The organism is Mycobacterium sp. EPa45 (assembly GCF_001021385.1).
In the GTDB taxonomy this organism is placed as follows: domain Bacteria; phylum Actinomycetota; class Actinomycetes; order Mycobacteriales; family Mycobacteriaceae; genus Mycobacterium.
The window spans coordinates 5,069,254-5,088,977 of sequence record NZ_CP011773.1 but is presented as its reverse complement, the minus strand read 5'-3'; the positions used below and the strand labels follow the sequence as shown (position 1 = coordinate 5,088,977).

The following is a 19,724-nucleotide window of genomic DNA, read 5'->3' as shown; positions in this document are numbered from 1 at the left end:
GGGAACTCACATCCGGAAGACGCCGAAGTTCGACGTCCCCTCGATCGGTGCATTGGCTATGGCGGACAGACACATTCCCAAGACGGTGCGGGTGTCACGGGGGTCGATCACCCCGTCGTCATAGATGCGGCCGGACAGGAACATCGGCAGCGACTCGGCTTCGATCTGGCTTTCGACAGCAGCCCGAAGCGCGGCGTCGGCCTGCTCGTCAACGACGCCGCCGCGGGCTTCGGTGGCCGCGCGGTTGACGATGGACAACACACCGGCCAGTTGGGCACCGCCCATCACGGCGGATTTGGCGCTGGGCCAGGCGAACAGGAAGCGGGGATCGTAGGCGCGGCCGCACATGCCGTAGTGGCCTGCCCCGTAGGACGCGCCGATCAGCAGCGAGATGTGCGGGACGCGCGAGTTGGACACCGCGTTGATCATCATCGAGCCGTGCTTGATCATCCCGCCTTCCTCGTACGCCTTGCCGACCATGTAGCCGGTTGTGTTGTGCAGGAACAGCAGTGGCGTGTTGGATCGATTGGCCAGCTGGATGAACTGGGTGGCCTTCTGCGACTCCTCGCTGAACAGCACGCCGCGGGCGTTGGCCAGGATGCCCACCGGGTAGCCGTGCAGGGTGGCCCACCCGGTCACGAGCGACGGTCCATACATGGCTTTGAACTCGTCGAAATCCGAGCCGTCGACGATGCGCGCGATCACCTCGCGTGGATCGAACGGGATTCGCAGATCAGCGGACACGATGCCGAGCAGCTCATCGGGATCGGCGAGCGGGGGGATGACCGGGCGCGGTGCCGGCCCCTGCTTGGTCCAGTTCAGCCGTGCCACGATGCGCCGGCCGATCCGGATGGCATCGACTTCGTCGACGGCGAGGTAGTCGCCCAAACCCGATACCCTGGCGTGCATTTCGGCCCCGCCGAGCGACTCGTCGTCGGACTCCTCGCCGGTGGCCATCTTGACCAGCGGTGGCCCGGCCAGAAACACCTTCGAGCGTTCCTTGATCATCACCACGTGGTCGGACATGCCCGGGATGTAGGCGCCGCCGGCGGTGGAGTTGCCGAACACCAGCGCGATCGTCGGAATGCCCGCCGCCGACAGCCGGGTCAGATCGCGGAACATCTGACCGCCCGGAATGAAGATCTCCTTCTGGGTGGGCAGGTCGGCACCGCCGGACTCCACCAGCGAGATGACCGGCAGCCGGTTCTCGAAGGCCACCTGGTTGGCCCGCAGAATCTTCTTCAGCGTCCAGGGGTTACTGGTGCCGCCTTTGACGGTGGGGTCGTTGGCGACCAGCAGACATTCGACGCCTTCCACCACGCCGATACCGGTCACCAGGCTGGCGCCGACCTGAAAGTCGCTGCCGTATGCGGCCAGTGGGCACAGTTCCAGGAACGGCGAATCGGGGTCGACCAGTAGCTCGATGCGCTCGCGGGCGGTGAGCTTGCCGCGCGCGTGATGCCGGTCGACGTACTTGGGGCCGCCGCCGGACAGTGCTTTCGCCAGCTCGCCGTCGATCTCGGCGAGCTTCGCGGTCATCGCCTCGGCCGCCTCCAGGTACGTGGGTGCCGTGGGGTCGAGGGTGCTCTTCAGCGCGGTCATGCCTGGTATCCAAGTGCCTTGGCGGCCAGACCGGTGAGGATTTCGGTGGTTCCGCCGCCGATACCCAGGATCCGCATGTCCCGGTATTGGCGTTCGACCTCGCACTCGGTCATGTATCCCATCCCTCCGAAGAGCTGAACGGCCTGGTGCGCCACCCATTCGCCGGCTTCCACCGCGGTGTTCTTCGCGAAGCACACTTCGGCGATCAGATTGGTCTCGCCCGATAGTTGCCGTTCCACGACACTGCGTGAATAGACCCGTGCCACGTCGATGCGTCGCGCCATCTCGGCCAGGGTGTTCTGTACGGCCTGCCGGGAGATCAGCGGCCGGCCGAACGTCTCGCGGTCCCGGCACCACTGCACCGTCAGGTCCAGGCAGCGTTGCGCCGACGAATAGGCCTGGGCGGCAAGGCCGATACGTTCGGAGACGAAGGCCTGCGCGATCTGGGCGAAGCCGGTGTTCTCGTCGCCGACAAGATTGGCGACCGGCACCCGGGCCTCGGAGTAGGAGAGCTCGGCGGTGTCGGAGGAACGCCAGCCCATTTTGTCCAGGCGACGCGTCACGTCGAAGCCGGGTGTGCCCTTCTCGACGACGAGCAACGAAACCCCCGCCGCGCCAGGCAAGTCGGCGCCGCCGGTGCGTACCGCGGTGACTACGTAGTCGGCGCGTACTCCCGAGGTGATGTAGGTCTTCGCGCCGTTGACCACGAACTCGTCACCGGCACGGGTGGCCGTCGTCCGTAGGTGGCCGACGTCGGAGCCGCCGCCCGGTTCGGTGATCGCCAGCGAGCCGATGAGTTCACCGCGCAGCGTAGGTCGCACGAACGCCTCGATCAGCCGTTCGTCGCCGCTGGCGGCCATGTGGGGGACCGCGATACCGCAGGTGAACAGCGAGGCGAAAACTCCTCCGGGGGTGCCGGATTCGTGCAGCTCCTCACAGATGATCAAGGAGTCCGCGGCATCTCCGCCACCGCCGCCGACCGACTCGGGCAATTCGGCTCCGAGCAGCCCGGCGGCTGCTGCGCGGCGGTGCAGGTCGCGGGGGAGCTCCCCGGCGCGCTCCCACTCCTCGACATGGGGCAGGATCTCGCGTTCGGCAAAGCTGCGCACCGTTTTCCGCAGCTGCTGACGTTCGGGGGTGTTCCAGATGTTCACAGAAGCTCTTCCGGGATGTCGATGTGCCGGCTGCGCAGCCACTCGCCGAGACCTTTGGCCTGTGGGTCGAATCGTGCTTGATAGGCGACGCCCTGCCCGAGGATGCCGTCGATGACGAAGTTCACCGCACGCAGGTTCGGCAACAGATGACGGGTGATCGGGAGATCCCTTGTCTCCGGGAGCAGTTCACGGAGCCTGTCGACGGTCAGCGTGTGCGCCAGCCAGCGCCACTGCTCCTCGGTGCGCACCCACACACCCACGTTGGCCGCCCCGCCCTTGTCGCCGCTGCGGGCTCCGGCGATCGTGCCCAGTGGAACGAGCCGGGTGGGCCCTGGCGCCGGTGGTTCCGGCAACGACGGCACTTCGACCTCGGTCAGCTCCAACGTCGTTGCCGCAGGCGCGATCTCGGCGCGGCTGCCATCAGGCCGCACGGCGACGTGTGCGACTTCACCGGCGGGCACGTAACCGGCGGTGAACACACCGTAGACCTGCCCGTCGCCCGGGGGCGCTGTCGAGGTGAATCCGGGATAGGACGCAAGCGCGAGTTCGACCGCGGCGGAGGAGAACTGGCGCCCGACCGTCTTTGGATCGGGATCGCGCACGACACAGGTCAGCAGTGCGCTGGCGGCCTCTTCGGTGTCGGCGTCGACGTGGTCAGTCCGGGCCAGCGTCCACCCCAACTCGGCGGGGCGTACGCGCAGCGCGGACTCCAGTTGTCGGCGCACCAGCGCCGCCTTGGCCTCGATGTCGAGGCCGGTGAGCACGAATGTCGCCGCGTTGCGGAAGCCGCCGATGCTGTTCAACGACACCTTCAGCGTCGGCGGCGGCGGCTCGCCGCGCACACCGCTGATCCGTACACGGTCGGCGCCGTCGTCGGCCAGGGCGATGGTGTCGAAGCGGGCGGTGACGTCGGGGTTTGCATAGCGGGCACTGCCGATCTCGTAGAGCAGCTGCGCGGTGACGGTGCCCATGCTCACCTGGCCACCGGTCCCAGGATGTTTGGTGATCACCGAGGAGCCGTCGGCGTGGATCTCGGCAAGCGGGAAGCCGGCGTGACTGAGGTCGGGGATCTCGGTGAAGAAGGAGTAGTTGCCGCCGGTGGCCTGCGCTCCGCACTCGATGACATGGCCGGCCGCCACCGCGCCCGCGAGCCGGTCGTAGTCGTCGCGGGCCCACCCGAAGTGTGCCGCGGCGGGGCCGACCACCACGGAGGCGTCGGTGACCCTGCCGGTGACCACGATGTCGGCGCCGGCCTGCAGGCAGTCGGCGATGCCCCACGCACCCAGGTAGGCGTTCGCCGTCAGCGGCGAGCCCAGGCCGAGCTCGGCCGCGCGGGGGAGAAGGTCGTCGCCCTCGACGTGAGCGACGTTTGCCGGGACGCCGAGCCGCTCGGCCAACCCGCGAACCGCGTCGGCCAGGCCGGCCGGGTTGAGACCACCGGCGTTGGCGACGATGCGCACGCCCCGCTCCCGGGCCAAGCCGAGGCAGTCCTCCAGCTGGGTCAGGAAGGTCTTGGCGTAGCCACGCTCGGGATTCTTCATCTTGTCCCGGCCCAGAATCAGCATGGTGAGCTCGGCCAGGTAATCGCCGGTCAAGTAGTCGAGCTCGCCGCCGGTGAGCATCTCGCGCATTGCCGCGATGCGGTCACCGTAGAAGCCCGAACAGTTACCGATCCGCACCGCTTCTGCCACGTGCGCTGTCTTCCCTTCACTGGGACTCGATCCCGGGTCGCTCCGCTCCTGCCCGCCGAGCCAACCAACCGGTAGGTTACTGGGGACCGCCGGTCCACAGTCAAGAGGCAAGTTCACCCGACCCGGCTGTTTTGGAACCCACGCAGGTGAGCGGCTATCCTGAGATGCAAATCGTGGCCGCCGGCACTATCTGTCTCTGCGCGGCGACACCCCTGATCAAGGAGAAGCACGTCATGGCTGTGCCCAAGCGCAGAATGTCGCGCGCGAACACCCGCAGTCGGCGCGCGCAGTGGAAGGCCGAGGCCACCGGTCTGGTCAACGTTTCCGTCGGCGGTCGCCAGCACAAGGTTCCCCGCCGGTTGCTCAAGGCTGCGCGCCTCGGACTGATCGATCTCGACAAGCGCTGACGCCGTTCGCCGGCCGCGAATTGCCTGCTCGCGCGGCGTGCCTCTCAGGCCAATCTCAGGCGTTGGGTTGAGACTGTGGCTGTGCGAATACTTGTCGTTGATGATGATCGCGCTGTGCGCGAGTCGTTGCGCCGGTCTCTCTCGTTCAACGGATATTCCGTAGACCTGGCGCAGGACGGCGTGGAAGCTCTCGACGCGATCGCCAACGACCGGCCCGATGCGCTCGTGCTCGATGTGATGATGCCTCGGCTGGACGGACTCGAGGTCTGCCGCCAGCTCCGCAGCACGGGCGACGATCTTCCGATCCTGGTTTTGACGGCCCGCGACTCGGTGTCCGAGCGGGTCGCCGGCTTGGACGCAGGTGCCGATGACTACCTGCCCAAGCCCTTCGCCCTCGAAGAGTTGCTGGCCCGGATGCGGGCGCTGCTACGCCGGACCGGCCCCGAGGAGCAATCCGATTCGGCGGTGATGACGTTCGGCGATCTGACGCTGGATCCGGTGACCCGTGAGGTGCACCGCGGCAAACGCGCCATCAGCCTGACCCGCACCGAGTTCGCGTTGCTGGAGATGCTGATCGCCAATCCGCGGCGGGTGCTCACCCGTAGCCGCATTCTCGAAGAGGTGTGGGGTTTCGACTTCCCCACCTCAGGCAATGCGCTGGAGGTATACGTCGGCTATCTACGCCGAAAGACTGAAGCGGAAGGAGAGCCGCGGCTGATCCATACCGTGCGGGGTGTGGGCTATGTGCTGCGTGAGACACCGCCCTGATGTCACGACTGAGGCGGCGCGCGCGGACTGAGCGGGCGCCCGAAGAGCCGACGTCATCGTTGTCACTGCGATGGCGGGTGATGCTGCTTGCCATGTCGATGGTGGCCATGGTGGTGGTCTTGATGGCCGTCGCGGTGTACGCCGTGGTGTCGGCGGCGCTCTACACCGACATCGACAACCAGCTGCAGAGCCGCGCGAGTCTGCTGATCGCCAGCGGGTCGCTGGCCGCCGATCCTGGCAAGGCCATCGAAGGCACCGCCTATTCCGACGTCAACGCCATGTTGATCAATCCGGGCCGGTCGACCTACACCGCCAATCAGCAGGGCCAGAAGCTGCCGGTCGGCGAGCCGGAGAAGTCCGTCATCAGCGGCGAGTTGTTGATGTCTCGCCGCACGGTCGGAAACCAGCGTGTGCTTGCGGTGCATCTGCCCGACAACAGATCACTGTTGATCTCCAAGAGCCTCGCACCCACCAACGCGGTGATGACCAAGCTGAAATGGGTGCTGCTCGCGGTAGGCGGGATCGGCGTCGTGGTCGCGGCGATCGCCGGCGGCATGGTGGCCCGGACCGGTCTGCGTCCTGTCGCGCGGCTTACCGAGGCGGCCGAACGCGTCGCGCGCACCGACGATCTGCGGCCGATCCCGGTGTTCGGCAGTGACGAACTGGCCAGGCTCACCGAGACGTTCAACACGATGCTTCGGGCTCTGACCGAATCGCGTGAGCGGCAGGCCCGGCTCGTCGCCGACGCCGGGCACGAACTGCGCACGCCGCTGACCTCGCTACGCACGAACGTCGAGCTTCTGATGGCGTCGATGAAGCCGGGCGCCCCTCGGCTGCCGGAGAGCGAGATGGACGACCTGCGCACCGACGTGATCGGGCAGATCGAGGAATTGTCCACTCTGGTAGGCGATCTCGTCGACCTCACCCGAGAGGATGCCGGCGGCCTGGTGCATGAGGTGGTCGATCTGAGCGACATCGTCGACCGCAGTCTGGAGCGGGCGCGCAGGCGCCGCAACGACGTTCAGTTCGACGTCGATGTCGTCGGATGGCAGGTCTACGGCGATCCGGCCGGACTGTCTCGGGCGGTGGTCAACCTGCTCGACAATGCGGCGAAGTGGAGTCCCTCCGGTGCCCACGTCGGGGTCCGGCTTCGCCAGGTGGACGCCGCCCATGCCGAACTCGTGGTGTCGGACTACGGGCCGGGAATCCCGCCGCAGGAACGGGGTCTGGTATTCGAGCGGTTCTATCGTTCGGCTTCGGCGCGGGCCATGCCGGGATCGGGGCTCGGCCTGGCCATTGTCAAACAGGTCGTCGTCAAACACGGCGGCATGATCCGCATCGGCGAAACCATGCCCGGCGGGCAGCCGCCCGGTACCTCGTTCTACGTCCTGCTACCGGGCCTGCCCATCGCCGCCGACGCCTATGACGAAGATTCAGCTGAGAGCGAAAACGCGGCCAAAATCGCCAAAACCAACGGTGATCGACGGTCGTCGCAGCGCAAACCCGCCGTCGCACCGAGTGTTATCTCAGTCGATTCTCAGTAGTGCAAGGCAAGCTGTGATCAGCAGTTTGAGCATCTCGTGAACAGGAAGAGTTACCCGACGACATGACCGACCACTCGAGGTATTCGCCGCCGCAGCAGCCCGGGAATCCCGGGCCGAATCAGCCTGTGGCGCCGGGGTATTCACCCCCGCCGCGGACGGCCGGTTATCAGCAGCCGTACGACTGGCGCTACGCGACTCAGCAGCACCCGCAGCATTACCGTCAGCCGTATGACCCGTATCAGGCTGCGCGCCAAGGGAATCCGCCGACTGCGCTGAACTACGCCCCGGTGCCGCCGCGCCGGAGTTCGCGCGCAGGGGCGCTGATGGCGGGCGCTTTGGCGATCGCCGTCGTGTCGGCCGGAATAGGCGGCGGTGTCGTGCTGCTCGCCCACCCCGACCATCAGCCGATCGGCTCCGTGCTGGGCGGGTCACCCAACGGGGGAGCCAAGGTGCCGGCGGCCAACCTGCCGGTCGGGTCGGTCGAGCAGGTGGCGGCCAAGGTGGTCCCCAGCGTCGTCAAGCTCGAGACCGAGTTCGGCCGTCAGTCCGAGGAGGGCTCGGGCATCGTGCTGTCGTCCGACGGACTCATCCTGACCAACAACCACGTCGTGGCCGCGGCCAAGGGAGGCGCTCCGGCGCCGGCACCGGCCGCCCCGCCCATCCCCGGCTTGCCGGGGATCCCGCTCGCGCCGGGCGGCCCGGGCGCTCCACCGTCCGGTGGCCCCAGCGCGGGCCCAGGTGGGGGAGCCCCGACGACGACGGTCACGTTCGCCGACGGCCGCACCGCATCCTTCACGGTGGTGGGTACCGACCCGGCCAGTGACATCGCCGTCGTTCGCGCCCAGGGAGTATCGGGCTTGACGCCGATCTCCCTCGGCTCGTCGGCCAACCTGCGGGTGGGTCAGGACGTGGTCGCGGTCGGCTCGCCGCTGGGTCTGGAAGGAACTGTCACCACCGGAATCGTCAGCGCGTTGAACCGTCCGGTCGCCACCGGCGGTGACGCCAACAACCAGAACACGGTGCTCGACGCCATTCAGACCGACGCCGCGATCAATCCGGGGAACTCAGGTGGTGCCCTGGTCAACATGAGCGGTGAGCTGGTGGGGGTGAATTCGGCGATTGCCACGATGGGCGGCGATTCCCCAGATGCACAAAGCGGTTCGATCGGGCTGGGCTTCGCGATCCCGGTCGACCAGGCCAAGCGGATCGCCGACGAGCTGATCAGCACCGGCACGGCCAGCCACGCGTCGCTGGGTGTGCAGGTCAGCAATGACACCACCACGCATGGAGCGAAGATCGTCGATGTCACCAAGGGTGGCGCCGCGGCGGCCGCGGGCCTGCCGAGCGGCGCGGTCGTGACGAAGGTCGACGACCGGGTGATCGGCAGCGCCGACGCCCTCGTCGCTGCCGTGCGGTCGCGGGCGCCCGGTGACAAGGTGACGCTGACCTTCAAGGACCCGTCCGGCTCGGACCGCACCGTGCAGGTCACGCTAGGAAAGGCCGCTCAGTGATTCGGTTGGTGGGTGAACATCCCATGACGCTGACCGGTGCGACTGCCGGGCTGTCACCGGTCAGATATACGGTGACATCCATGGAACAGCCAGGGGAGCTGGTGGGGCGTGCCCTCGTCGTAGTCGTCGACGACCGCACGGCCCACGGCGATGAGGAGGATCACAGCGGGCCGTTGGTCACCGAGTTGCTCGCCGAAGCGGGCTTCGTGGTCGACGGGGTCGTGGTGGTGTCCGCCGACGAGGTCGAGATCCGCAATGCGCTCAACACCGCCGTGATCGGTGGCGTCGACCTCGTGGTGTCGGTCGGCGGCACGGGAGTCACCCCGCGCGACGTGACGCCGGAAGCCACCCGAACCATTCTCGATCGTGAGCTGCTCGGTATCTCCGAGGCGCTGCGCGCCTCGGGATTGTCCGCCGGCATCACCGACGCGGGCCTGTCGCGCGGGCTGGCCGGGATTTCGGGCAGCACACTCGTCGTCAACATCGCGGGATCGCGGTACGCGGTTCGCGACGGTATGGCGACGTTGAACCCGCTGGCCACTCATGTCATCGGCCAGCTGTCCAGCCTGGAGATTTAAGCAAGCTCCGCACTGCACGGCCACGGCGGTTTATTACCGTGGCGTAACGTCAATTATGGCCCGCACATCTGGGCCGGAGGCATTGTGTTAACACCCTGTGAACTGCGCAAATATCAAGATTGTGATCTTTATCACAATCCGGGAGCGTTGTGATGGCGGCGCCGCGCGAGAACCGAATCGCAGTTAACAAGATTTTCGGTTCCGATATGCCCCTGGAGTCCTCCGATGAGCGCGATCCAGAACCCAATCGCGACGCGGATGACCGAGATGAGTGGTTGCGCGACAACGTCCCCCCGCACCACGGTGGATGATCAGCAGGTGGTGATGCGCAGGTCCGGCGGTGTCAGGCGGCAGGCGCGCGGTTTCTGCGGCGTGGCCGACGTGTCCGGTTTGCGCCCGCTTACGCACCGCGGAATCGGTTCCCGGTTAACCGAGCCTTTCCTTCCAGCAAACTTCCCGGCGCAAAGACCGGTTCGGCGCAAGGTGCACCTATGCGTTGCCGCCCCGATGGCATCCCGTTATGTTCCTCGTGTCAACGATGAGCAGAGCGTAAGAGCGGTGTGTGAGGGACTCTCATTGAACTGCTGTGCGCCGTGACCGGTGTCAGCATGTTGAGACCCGAGCACGAAAACACACTCGGTTAGCCCTCGGGTCAGCCGTCGACATAGCTAGGGAGAACATGAAGGTAATCGGTCGGGTACTGGTGGCGATGATCGCTGCCGTCGCGGCGCTCTTTGTCGGGACAGGTACCTCGCACGCAGGTTTGGACAACGAGCTGAGTCTGGTTGACGGCGGTGGCCGCACGATGACTGTTCAGCAGTGGGACACCTTCCTCAATGGTGTGTTCCCCCTGGACCGCAACCGGCTGACTCGTGAGTGGTTCCACTCCGGCAAGGCCGTCTACAGCGTGGTCGGCCCGGGTGCCGACCAATTCGCGGGCACCTTGGAGCTGGGCTACCAGGTCGGCTTCCCGTGGTCACTGGGTGTGGGCATCAACTTCAGCTACACCACCCCCAACATCCTGCTCGACGACGCCAACATCTCCCCGACGGGCTTCAACCCGCTGGGCTCGGTGATCACCCCGAACCTGTTCCCGGGTGTGTCGATCTCCGCCGACCTGGGCAACGGCCCCGGTATCCAGGAAGTCGCCACCTTCTCCGTGGACGTCTCGGGCCCCAACGGCTCGGTGGCCGTGGCCAACGCCCACGGCACCGTCACCGGCGCGGCCGGCGGCGTGCTGCTGCGGCCCTTCGCCCGCCTGATCTCCAAGGCCGGCGACAGCGTCACCACCTACGGCGAACCCTGGAACATGAACTGATCCCTACGCACGTCGACAAAATGGCCCCCGGCATCGAGCCGGGGGCCATTTTGTTGTGTTGCGGTGCTGGCGTTCAGTCCTTGTCCGCGCTCGTCGTCTCGGCGGTGTCGGGGCTCGGGCCGGTGCCCGGGCCGAGCGTCTTCTTGGGCGTGCCGCTGGCGTCGGCCAGCAGATCTCGAATCTCGGTCAGCAGGCTCAGCTCGGTATCGCCCGCCTGCTCGACCTCACCCTTCTTGCGCAACCGGTTGTAGGGCATGACGACCAGGAAATACACCACGGCAGCCACGAGGACGAAATTGATCAACGCCGTCACCAGGACGTTCAGGTCGATGGCCTGCCCGCCGCCGATCCCGATGCGCAGGATGCCGTAGCTGGTGTCCTTCCCGGCGCCGATGCGGGTGATCAGCGGCTGGATGATGCTTTCGGTGAACTTGGTGACCAGCGCGGTGAACGCGGTACCGATCACGACCGCGACGGACAGGTCGACGATGTTGCCGCGGGAGAGAAACTCCTTGAAGCCTTTCAACACGGTTGTCCCCTTTCTGGTTGGAGTCTTCCCCGAGATTCGAAGGGTAGTACGGGCTGGTGACGCCGGCCGTCGACTTGTCGGCTTGGGCACCGGGCCCGCCGGATAGGTCAGTGGATCGTCAGAGTGACGGTCTGAACCAGCGTCGCCGCGGCCAAGGCGTGCGCGCCCGCGGCCGGCAGCGCCACCAACACCACCCGGTCATCGCCGGCCCCGGCCGCCTTCTGCTTGGGCGACACCATCACGACCACGGCATTCGTTGCCGCCAGCATCGGTCTGGCGTCGCCACCCCCGTCCGCGGCACCCATGATGTCGACGACATCGCCGGGACGAATGACGTCGAGCACCGCAGTGTCGGCGAGGTGCAGCGGCACCACCCGGGCATCCGGCCCGGCGCTGAGCCCGGTCAACCGCGAACCGAGCAACCTCGCGTCGGTCAGTACTTCGCCCCGGCGCGCCGGCCCGGCCAGGGTGGCTCCGGCAACATCGTCGACCGTCGTCCGCGCCCCATCGGGAATTGTTGCGGCAGAACGCTTTTCCAGCTTCACGTCGTCGGATGAGAGGGCCAGCCCCGGGCTGAGGTCGTGGGCTGCGACCACCACGTCCGTCCGATGGGTGTCGGGGTCGGGCCGCAGCGCGGCGATGCCGGCGAGAACGACCAGAACACCGGCAGCGACTCGTCGTGCCGCAACCGTCCGGGTGAAGTCAGGCCGCAACCATTGCCGAATCCGGCTCGGCAGCGTGGGATTGAGCGAGGAGGCCATGCGCCCACGGTAGAGCGGCGGCAGGCATCGTGATTTCCGTGCGCAGACCGCGCTGTTGATAACTGCGCAACCCCGTGCAGGCCGAGAAGGCCGATGCCTGCCCGGCGGCTGCTATATCGGTGAAAAGCCTTGCGCGCCAGTAAGGCTGGCGCGCTAGCTGGAAGCTGCGGCCGCGGGCGCGGCGGAACTCGACGAACTCGACGAGCTGGATGAACTCGACGAGCTCGCCGAATCGCTGGAGCTCGACGACTTCTCCGAACTCGACGACGAGGACGACTCGGACTTGCTGCTGGTCTTGCCCGAGTCGCGGCTGTCGGTGCGGTAGAAACCGCTGCCCTTGAACACCACGCCCACCGAGTTGAACAGCTTGCGCAGCCGACCGGAGCACTGGGGGCAGCTGGTCAGCGCGTCATCAGTGAAGGCCTGCACCGCGTCAAAGCGGTTGTCGCACTCGGTGCACGCGTAGCTGTAGGTCGGCACATGAACCTCCGGGACGGAACTTGGTCTGTTAGCACTCTACCGTGCCAAGTGCTAGAACCGCCATGTGGCACGTATCATTCCCCCAAGCCGCGCCGGGGGATCAGCACGACGAAATGGGAAAAAATCCTTCGAGGGGGGCAGGTGGGGGTGCATGGTAGGCCGATGGCCTCACTAGGTGTTGGCCAGCGCAAACAGACCGTGTTTGGGGGTGAGGACATGGGTCATCCGAACATCATGAGACTCGCTGGGCAGCTCGTCGACGAGTTCGGAGTCGCGGACGACGGCGATCAGTTTGGTGGTGGGTCGGCACAGCGGCAACGATCGGTCGTAGAAACCACCGCCGCGGCCCAGTCGCACGCCTCGACGGTCCACCGCCAGCGCCGGCACCAGCACAAGCTCTGCTTCACCCAGCGCGGCGGCCGGCAAATATGGCTCGGCGGGCTCGAGCAGCCCGAATCGGGCGCTGACCAGACCGCCGGGCACGTACAGACCCCAAAGCAGCGGCAGCGGATCGCCGTCGTCGTCGGACCGGGTCACCGGCAACAGGACCCGGGCGCACAGCTCACGCAACCGATCCACCAGCTGCGGCGAACCCGGCTCGGTGCCCACCGGCAGATAGGCGCACACCGTGTCCGCCGGGCTCACGAACTCCTCCAGGTGCTCGCACAATGCCAGGGCCTCGGCCGCCCGAACCGCATCGGGCACTTCCCGGCGCGCCGCCAACAGAGCGGCCCGGTGTTGGGCTTTAGTACCGGCGAGCACGCCGTCCACCATGTCAGCGCACAGCGCTCTTCCACCAGAGTGAAGGACCAACATGTTGCCGTTAGGGTGTGAACGATGAGGCCGCCAGAGGTCCCGATTCCGCGCACAGCGATCGTGCCCGCAGCGGGGCTGGGGACGCGATTCCTGCCCGTGACCAAGACGGTGCCCAAGGAACTGCTGCCGGTCGTCGACACACCGGGTATCGAGCTGGTGGCCGAGGAGGCAGCCGAGGCGGGCGCCGAGCGGCTGGTGATCGTCACGTCCGAGGGCAAGGACAGCGTGGTAGCCCACTTCGTGGAGGACCTGGTGCTCGAGGGGACGCTGGAGGCCCGCGGCAAGAAGGCGATGCTCGAGAAGGTGCGCCGGGCTCCGGCCCTGATCAAGGTCGAGTCGGTGGTGCAGCACGAGCCGCTGGGGCTCGGGCATGCCGTCGGGTGCGTCGAGGCGGTGCTGTCCCCGGATGAGGACGCCGTCTCGGTGCTGCTGCCCGATGACCTGGTGTTGCCGACCGGTGTGCTGGAGACGATGGCCAAGGTGCGCGCCAAGCGCGGCGGCACGGTGTTGTGCGCCATCGAGGTCTCCGACGACGAGGTCAGCTCCTATGGCGTTTTCGACGTCGAGCCGGTCCCGGACGCGGCAAACCCGAACGTGCTCAAGGTCAACGGCATGGTGGAGAAACCCAAGCTGGAGGACGCCCCGTCACGCTTTGCCGCGGCCGGTCGCTATCTGTTGGACCGCGCGATCTTCGACGCGTTGCGCCGTGTCGACCGCGGAGTCGGCGGCGAGATCCAGCTGACCGACGCCATCGAGTTGCTGATCAAGGAAGGGCATCCGGTACATGTTGTGGTGCACCGCGGCTCTCGACACGACTTGGGAAATCCCGGCGGCTACCTGAAGGCTGCGGTTGACTTTGCATTGGATCGTGACGACTATGGCCCGGATTTGCGGCGATGGTTGACGGCGCGCTTAGGCCTGGCCGAAAAGACCGAACAGTAGGAGCTGCGGCGGGCCCGCGCCAGGAGGAGCTCGAGGCAGAAAGGCGCGCGGTGCGTTCGGTAGAGGAACAGCAGGCCAGGGTGGCGGCCGCCGCAGTGGCACCACGACCGGTACGAGTGCCGATCGCCGAGGCCCAGGGCCTGATGTGCGCCGAGGAAGTGATCACCGAACAACCACTGCCTGGTTTCGACCAGGCGGCCATCGACGGCTACGCGGTGCGCAGCGTGGATGTCCAGGGCATCGGCGCCGATCCCGACGACGAACAGGGTGAGGGGCAGATCAGTCTGCCGGTGATGAGCGTCATCGAAGCAGGTGCGCGCACCCCGAGCCGGCTGCAGCCCAAACAAGCCGCCCGGGTGCAGACGGGTGCGCCGATGCCGACACTGGCCGACGCCGTGCTGCCGCTGCGCTGGACCGACGGCGGTCAGGCGCGGGTGCGGGTGCTACGCGGTGTTCGGTCGGGCGCCTACGTCCGCCGGGCCGGCGACGACGTCCAGCCCGGTGACGTCGCCGTGCGCGCCGGCGCGATCATCGGCGCCGCGCAGGTCGGACTGCTGGCCGCGGTGGGCCGCGAACGCGTGCTGGTTCACCCGCGTCCCCGGGTGACCGTGATGAGCGTGGGCGGCGAGCTGGTCGACATCGCCCGAACCCCCGGCAACGGCCAGGTCTATGACGTCAACTCCTATGCGATTGCCGCGGCGGCGCGGGACGCGGGCGCCGAGGTGAACCGGCTGGGCATCGTCAGTGCCGATCCGAAAGCACTGCGCGAGGTCGTCGAGGGCCAGCTGAACCGGGCGGAGTTGGTGGTGATCGCCGGTGCGGTCGGCGGCGCCGCGGCCGAGAATGTGCGCGCGGTGCTATCCAAGCTCGGCGATATGGAAGTCACCCGGATCGCCATGCATCCCGGATCGGTTCAGGGCTTCGGGCAGCTCGGCCGCGAAGGGGTTCCGACGTTCCTGCTGCCGGCCAATCCGGTCAGCGCTCTGGTGGTCTTCGAGGTCATGGTTCGCCCACTTATCCGGCTGTCGCTGGGCAAGCGACAGTCGCTACGGCGTGTCGTGCAGGCCCGTGCGCTGTCGCCGATTTCGTCGGTGCCCGGCCGCAAGGGATTCCTGCGGGGGCAGTTGATGCGCGACCAGGACACCGGTGAATATCTCGTGCAGGCGCTCGGCGGCGCCCCGGGTGCCTCGTCTCATCTCCTGGCGACGCTGGCCGAGGCCAATTGCTTGGTCGTGGTGCCCACTGAGGTCGATCAGGTCCGAACCGGCGAGTTCGTCGACGTCGCCTTCCTGGCCCAACGAGGCTGAACCGCGGATCAGAAGTGAACTTGTGGCGTAACAGTTCCCTGCACCCGGGCTGGCCTGCTTCAGTCGGTCCGCTGCGGGTCGGCGCCGGTGTGATCCGGCTGCGTCCGGTGCGGATGCGAGACGCGGCGATGTGGAGCCGCATCCGCCTGGCCGACCGCCGCCACCTCGAGCCGTGGGAGCCGACGGCCGAAGTGGATTGGACTGTGCGGCACGCAGTTTCGTCTTGGCCGGCGGTGTGCTCGGGTCTTCGCGCGGAGGCCCGCAAGGGCAGGATGCTGCCCTACGTGATCGAACTCGACGGGCAGTTCGCCGGTCAGCTCACGATCGGCAACGTGACACACGGGGCGCTGCGATCAGCCTGGATCGGTTACTGGGTGTCCAGCGCTGTCACCGGCGCGGGGGTGGCCACCGGCGCGTTGGCGCTGGGCCTGGACCACTGTTACGGACCGGTCGGGCTGCACCGGGTGGAGGCGACGGTGCGCCCGGAGAATGCCGCAAGTCGCGCGGTGCTCGCCAAGGTCGGTTTCCGCGAAGAGGGGCTGCTGCGGCGGTACCTGGACGTCGACGGCGAGTGGCGGGATCACCTGTTGGTGGGGATGACGGTGGAAGAGGTCGAGGGCTCGGTGTCGGGACGGTTGGTGCACCGCGGGTTGGCTCGCTGGGCGTGATTGCGAGCTGAGTTGTTACTAATGTGACACTTGTGGCTGTTGGTGCTTGTCAAGGGCAAATTACAAGTGTGTAATTGACTCCGGCGCGCCGTCTCGGGTTGCGTAGGTCACGGACCTAGCCTGGACGGGAAAGGAGCAGGCCACATGCCAAGCATCCCCCAGTCATTGCTCTGGATTTCGCTCGTGGTGTTGTGGTTGTTCGTCTTGGTGCCGATGCTGATCAGCAAGCGCGACAACGTCCGCCGCACCAGTGACGTCGCGCTCGCCACCCGGGTGCTCAACGGAGACGAGAAATCGCGCCGCTTCAAGCGCAGCGGTCCGTCCGCCGGTCATCGTCATGACCCCGACTGGCAGCCGGAGGAGGAGTTCGACGAACTCGACTCCGATGAGCAGCCGTCTCGCACCCGCACGGTGGTCGTGGTGGCCGCAGCGGTCGAGGAGGCCGAGCCCGACTACTTGGACGTCGACGTCGTCGACGAGGACTCCGGCGCGCTGCCGGTCGGCGGCACTGCGCGCAGCGCCGATGTCCAGCCGAGCCTGTTCGACGAGGCCCCGGCCCCAGTGGTCGAGGAGCCGGTAGCCGAGGAGCCGGTGGCCGAGAGCGACGACGCCGAAAACGAGCCGCAAACCCCGGCCAAGGGTGACGACACCGAACAGTTCCAGGCGCTCGCCGACGACGAGCCGCAGGACGGCACGGCCGACGAATACGAATATGTCGAGGACACTTCGGGTCTCGAGGCCGAGGAGGAACCGGCTACGACCGTGACCCCGCGCGCGAATCGTCCACGGAGGTCGGAGTCCACGACGGCCGCGGCGGTCAGTGCGCGCAAGTACCGCTTCCGCAAGCGGATGCTGATGGTGATGGCCGCGGTGATGGTCATCACGGCGGTGCTGTCGTTCACGGTCAGCTCGGACCTGTGGTGGGCCACCGGCAGCGCCGGTGTGGTGACCGTGCTGTACCTGGCCTACCTGCGCCGGCAGACCAGGATCGAGGAGCAGGTACGTCGGCGCCGGCAGCAGCGGATGGCGCGTTCGCGCCTCGGCGTCGAGAACAAAGAGGACCGCGAGTTCGACGTCGTGCCGTCGCGGCTGCGGCGTCCCGGTGCCGCGGTGCTGGACATCGACGACGAGGACCCGATCTTCGAGCACCTCGACGAGGTCCCGTTCGCGCGCCACTTCGACCTGCCGCGGGCGGCCGGCCAGTAGCTCGCCGGTTTCGGCAAGCCGGGTCCGGACTGGTAGCCTGCTAGCGACCAAGGGGCTATAGCGCAGTTGGTAGCGCGTCTCGTTCGCATCGAGAAGGTCAGGGGTTCGATTCCCCTTAGCTCCACCGAAATTGTCGTAAGCGACGGCGAGTAGTCTACGGGTGAGAAAATCGCTACCCGAGGAGGATGCCACGTCCGCCGACCGGCCAAATTTGGTCCAGCTAGTCATGTACTCCTACGGGTTCCGACGGCTCCCCGCCTCCATGCGCGAGTGGGTCGCCAACGATCTTGCGGGGCCGGGCGCTGTCCGGCGGTTCATGCTCAAGGCGGCGATACCCCCGTTCCTCATTCTGGCGCCGTTCTGGCTGCTGCCGGTTGAACAGAACCCGGTGTACGTGCATGCCGAGATGACGGTGCCGATTTATCTGTGGACGCTGGCGATTTCACTTGCGCTGAACAAAGTTTGGCGACGTCATCGGCTCGCTGTGCACGGACTTGACCCGAATCTCGTCGACGTGGTCAAGCGCCAGAAGAACGCCAGACTCGAGCAGGACTACATCGCACGGTTCGGGCCACGTCCCGCCGATGCCGAGAAGCAGAAGAACAGCAACCCGTTCTTCTAGATCAATCGGCGACGTTGAACGCTTTGATCACTTTCGTCGGTGTCACCCGCACGACGAGTTCGCCCGGCACGCCATTGCGCCGACCGAACTCTTCGGCGCGATCGGCCCCCATGTAGCGGGCCGCGATCCGGGTCGCGGTGTCGCGAAGTTCATCGGGGTCCTCACCGAGTGACGCGATGCCCTGAACCTGGACGAACGAAAACGGCGGATCCTGATCGTCGACGCAGATCGCCAGCCGCGGGTCGCGGCTCAGCGCACGGCCTTTCGCGGTGTCCTTGCCGGTGTTGAACACGAGCTGGCCGCCGTCGACGATGAACCACACCGGCGCGACGAGCGGCCTGCCGTCCGCAGCCACGTAGGCCAGTTTGGCCGTCCGAGTCCCCTGGGAGAGGAACGCGGTCACATCGTCCGACAGATCGTCCATACCGTCGAGGCTAGACCGGGCAGGATAAAACCATGCTGTCGTCACGCGCGGCCGAGGCGGTGATCTGGGGGATGCCCGCCGTCAACTTCCAGCGCATGTACTCCGCGTTCGCCGACACCCTCGACGGCGGGTTCAATCAGATCCTCTACTGGTCGACGTTGCCGGACTGGCGCAACCAGACCCTCACCCCGAACCCCGACACGACCTACTACATGCCGTTCTTCGACACCACCGACGGACCGGTCGTCATCGAGATCCCCCCGTCCGGCGACGGATCGATCACCGGCTCGTTGATGGATTCCTGGCAGTGCGCGCTGGCCGACGTCGGTCCGGCGGGCACTGACCGGGGAGACGGCGGCCGCTACCTGATCCTTCCGCCGGACCATGCCGGCCCGGTGCCTCCCGGGTACATCGCGTTGCACTGCGACACGTATCGCGGTTACGGGCTGTGCCGGTCGAATGTGGCCAGCAGCAGCGAAGCCGACGTGGCCAGGGCAGTGGCGTACGGCCGCCGAATCGCGCTGTACCCCCTCGTCGACGACCCGCCGCCGACGGTCTTCCGCGACGCCGCCGGCGTCGACTTCGACTGCCTCATTCCCTATGACGCCCGGTTCTTCGAGTCGTTGAACGCGTTCATCCAGGCCGAACCATGGCTGGTCCGGGACAAGGCGATGATCCACCAGTTGGAAACCCTCGGGATGCGGCGTGGCCAACCGTTCGAGCCGGACGACTCAACTGTCGAGCTGCTGACGGCAGCCGCCCGAGATGCCCACGCATTCCTCGACGCGAGATACGCGTCATCGTTCGATCCACCCTTCTTTCCGGGGACCGCCTGGGCGGTTCCCGCGTCGCCGGCCGCCATCCACGGCCAGCAGACGCTCTACGCGGACCCCGACGCCTACCCGGTCGACGATCGCGCTGTGCTCTACAGTTTTGGCTTCTTCAGCGCCAAGAACCTTGGCGGCGGACAGTTCTATCTCATGACGGTCACCGACGCCGACGGCGTACAGCTGAACGGGGCACGGTCATACCGGCTCCGGGTGCCGCCCGAGGCGCCGGTGCGGCTGTACTGGTCGGCCACCGCATACGACCGAAACACCCACGGCCTGATCCGCGGCATGGCCCGGGCCAGCCGCGCCTCCAATTCCGTTGGTCTGCAACCAAATACCGACGGATCAATTGATCTCTATTTCGGACCGAACCCGCCCGACGGCGGGCAGGAGAACTGGATCCCGACCGACGCGGCCGGGGACTTCGAAGTTCTTTTCCGGTTTTACGGCCCCACCGAACGCCTTTTCGACAAGAGCTGGCAACTCGTGGACATCGAACCCTGGCCACCGTGATGAGCCCGAGGCTGGTCAACCCGGACAACTTCATCCGTGCCGAGCCCGATCGG

The 19,724-nt window shown here is 66.9% G+C and carries 20 protein-coding genes and 1 tRNA gene; 13 read left to right on the top strand and 8 right to left on the bottom strand.

The features are described from left to right. Positions 1–6: 6 nt before the first annotated feature. Genes AB431_RS23995 through AB431_RS23985 form a run of 3 tightly spaced genes read right to left on the bottom strand, consistent with a single transcriptional unit; the run spans position 7 to position 4,435 of the window. Positions 7–1,602 (bottom strand): acyl-CoA carboxylase subunit beta, encoded by a 1,596-nt coding sequence (locus AB431_RS23995; RefSeq protein WP_047332038.1) that lies wholly within the window; start codon positions 1,600–1,602, stop codon positions 7–9. Beyond that, positions 1,599–2,756: an acyl-CoA dehydrogenase family protein gene (locus AB431_RS23990; RefSeq protein ID WP_047332037.1), complete on the bottom strand. Its 1,158-nt coding sequence runs from the start codon at positions 2,754–2,756 to the stop codon at positions 1,599–1,601. Before AB431_RS23990 ends, AB431_RS23995 begins: the two co-directional genes overlap by 4 nt. Further along, positions 2,753–4,435: an acyclic terpene utilization AtuA family protein gene (locus AB431_RS23985; RefSeq protein ID WP_047333756.1), complete on the bottom strand. Its 1,683-nt coding sequence runs from the start codon at positions 4,433–4,435 to the stop codon at positions 2,753–2,755. Before AB431_RS23985 ends, AB431_RS23990 begins: the two co-directional genes overlap by 4 nt. A gap of 245 nt (positions 4,436–4,680) precedes the next feature. On the opposite strand from AB431_RS23985, the gene rpmF reads away from it, so the two are divergent. The 6 genes from rpmF (at position 4,681) to AB431_RS23955 (ending at position 10,573) form a co-directional block, all read left to right on the top strand. Continuing rightward, the gene (gene rpmF / locus AB431_RS23980; RefSeq protein ID WP_005139771.1) at positions 4,681–4,854 is read left to right on the top strand and encodes a 50S ribosomal protein L32; all 174 of its coding nucleotides are present in this window, start codon (positions 4,681–4,683) and stop codon (positions 4,852–4,854) included. A gap of 81 nt (positions 4,855–4,935) precedes the next feature. Beyond that, positions 4,936–5,622 (top strand): response regulator transcription factor, encoded by a 687-nt coding sequence (locus AB431_RS23975; protein WP_036346178.1) that lies wholly within the window; start codon positions 4,936–4,938, stop codon positions 5,620–5,622. Continuing rightward, positions 5,622–7,166, top strand: coding sequence for a HAMP domain-containing sensor histidine kinase (locus tag AB431_RS23970; protein WP_047332036.1), 1,545 nt, complete (start codon positions 5,622–5,624; stop codon positions 7,164–7,166). The genes AB431_RS23975 and AB431_RS23970 overlap by 1 nt, the downstream gene beginning before the upstream one ends. Positions 7,167–7,228: 62 nt before the next feature. Beyond that, a complete protein-coding gene (locus tag AB431_RS23965; protein WP_047332035.1) occupies positions 7,229–8,677 on the top strand; it encodes a S1C family serine protease in 1,449 nt (482 codons plus the stop codon). 23 nt (positions 8,678–8,700) lie between these two features. Beyond that, a complete protein-coding gene (locus AB431_RS23960; protein ID WP_047333755.1) occupies positions 8,701–9,255 on the top strand; it encodes a molybdenum cofactor biosynthesis protein B in 555 nt (184 codons plus the stop codon). A gap of 679 nt (positions 9,256–9,934) precedes the next feature. After that, entirely contained in the window at positions 9,935–10,573 is a 639-nt protein-coding gene (locus tag AB431_RS23955) for an MspA family porin (protein ID WP_047332034.1), read from the top strand. 73 nt (positions 10,574–10,646) lie between these two features. Here the strand turns inward: AB431_RS23955 and mscL are convergent, their stop codons facing one another. From mscL to AB431_RS23935, 4 genes are all read right to left on the bottom strand, one after another. Then, entirely contained in the window at positions 10,647–11,102 is a 456-nt protein-coding gene (mscL, locus tag AB431_RS23950; protein WP_047332033.1) for a large-conductance mechanosensitive channel protein MscL, read from the bottom strand. 107 nt (positions 11,103–11,209) lie between these two features. Further along, the gene (locus AB431_RS23945; protein ID WP_047332032.1) at positions 11,210–11,863 is read right to left on the bottom strand and encodes an SAF domain-containing protein; all 654 of its coding nucleotides are present in this window, start codon (positions 11,861–11,863) and stop codon (positions 11,210–11,212) included. Positions 11,864–12,016: 153 nt separating this feature from the next. Next, positions 12,017–12,343, bottom strand: a complete 327-nt coding sequence (locus tag AB431_RS23940) for an FmdB family zinc ribbon protein (RefSeq protein WP_047332031.1) — start codon at positions 12,341–12,343, stop codon at positions 12,017–12,019. Positions 12,344–12,514: 171 nt separating this feature from the next. Beyond that, on the bottom strand, positions 12,515–13,117 hold the full coding sequence (locus AB431_RS23935) for a 5-formyltetrahydrofolate cyclo-ligase (RefSeq protein ID WP_235435964.1): 603 nt from the start codon (positions 13,115–13,117) through the stop codon (positions 12,515–12,517). A gap of 63 nt (positions 13,118–13,180) precedes the next feature. On the opposite strand from AB431_RS23935, the gene AB431_RS23930 reads away from it, so the two are divergent. From AB431_RS23930 to AB431_RS23905, 6 genes are all read left to right on the top strand, one after another. After that, on the top strand, positions 13,181–14,101 hold the full coding sequence (locus AB431_RS23930) for a UTP--glucose-1-phosphate uridylyltransferase (protein WP_047332030.1): 921 nt from the start codon (positions 13,181–13,183) through the stop codon (positions 14,099–14,101). A 50-nt stretch (positions 14,102–14,151) separates the two neighbouring features. Then, on the top strand, positions 14,152–15,408 hold the full coding sequence (glp, locus tag AB431_RS23925; RefSeq protein WP_047332029.1) for a gephyrin-like molybdotransferase Glp: 1,257 nt from the start codon (positions 14,152–14,154) through the stop codon (positions 15,406–15,408). A 14-nt stretch (positions 15,409–15,422) separates the two neighbouring features. After that, positions 15,423–16,076 carry a GNAT family N-acetyltransferase gene (locus AB431_RS23920; protein ID WP_047332028.1) on the top strand — a complete coding sequence of 218 codons (654 nt, stop codon included), beginning with the start codon at positions 15,423–15,425 and terminating at the stop codon, positions 16,074–16,076. A gap of 144 nt (positions 16,077–16,220) precedes the next feature. Beyond that, on the top strand, positions 16,221–17,282 hold the full coding sequence (gene glpR, locus AB431_RS23915) for a gephyrin-like molybdotransferase receptor GlpR (RefSeq protein WP_047332027.1): 1,062 nt from the start codon (positions 16,221–16,223) through the stop codon (positions 17,280–17,282). Positions 17,283–17,333: 51 nt separating this feature from the next. Continuing rightward, positions 17,334–17,406, top strand: a tRNA-Ala gene (locus AB431_RS23910). Positions 17,407–17,493: 87 nt separating this feature from the next. Then, a complete protein-coding gene (locus AB431_RS23905; RefSeq protein ID WP_369803089.1) occupies positions 17,494–17,904 on the top strand; it encodes a DUF5313 domain-containing protein in 411 nt (136 codons plus the stop codon). Position 17,905: 1 nt separating this feature from the next. On the opposite strand, the gene AB431_RS23900 is transcribed toward AB431_RS23905, so the two are convergent. After that, positions 17,906–18,328, bottom strand: a complete 423-nt coding sequence (locus tag AB431_RS23900; RefSeq protein WP_047332025.1) for a PPOX class F420-dependent oxidoreductase — start codon at positions 18,326–18,328, stop codon at positions 17,906–17,908. Positions 18,329–18,360: 32 nt separating this feature from the next. On the opposite strand from AB431_RS23900, the gene AB431_RS23895 reads away from it, so the two are divergent. Beyond that, a complete protein-coding gene (locus tag AB431_RS23895) occupies positions 18,361–19,671 on the top strand; it encodes a DUF1254 domain-containing protein (RefSeq protein ID WP_047332024.1) in 1,311 nt (436 codons plus the stop codon). Positions 19,672–19,724: the final 53 nt, after the last annotated feature.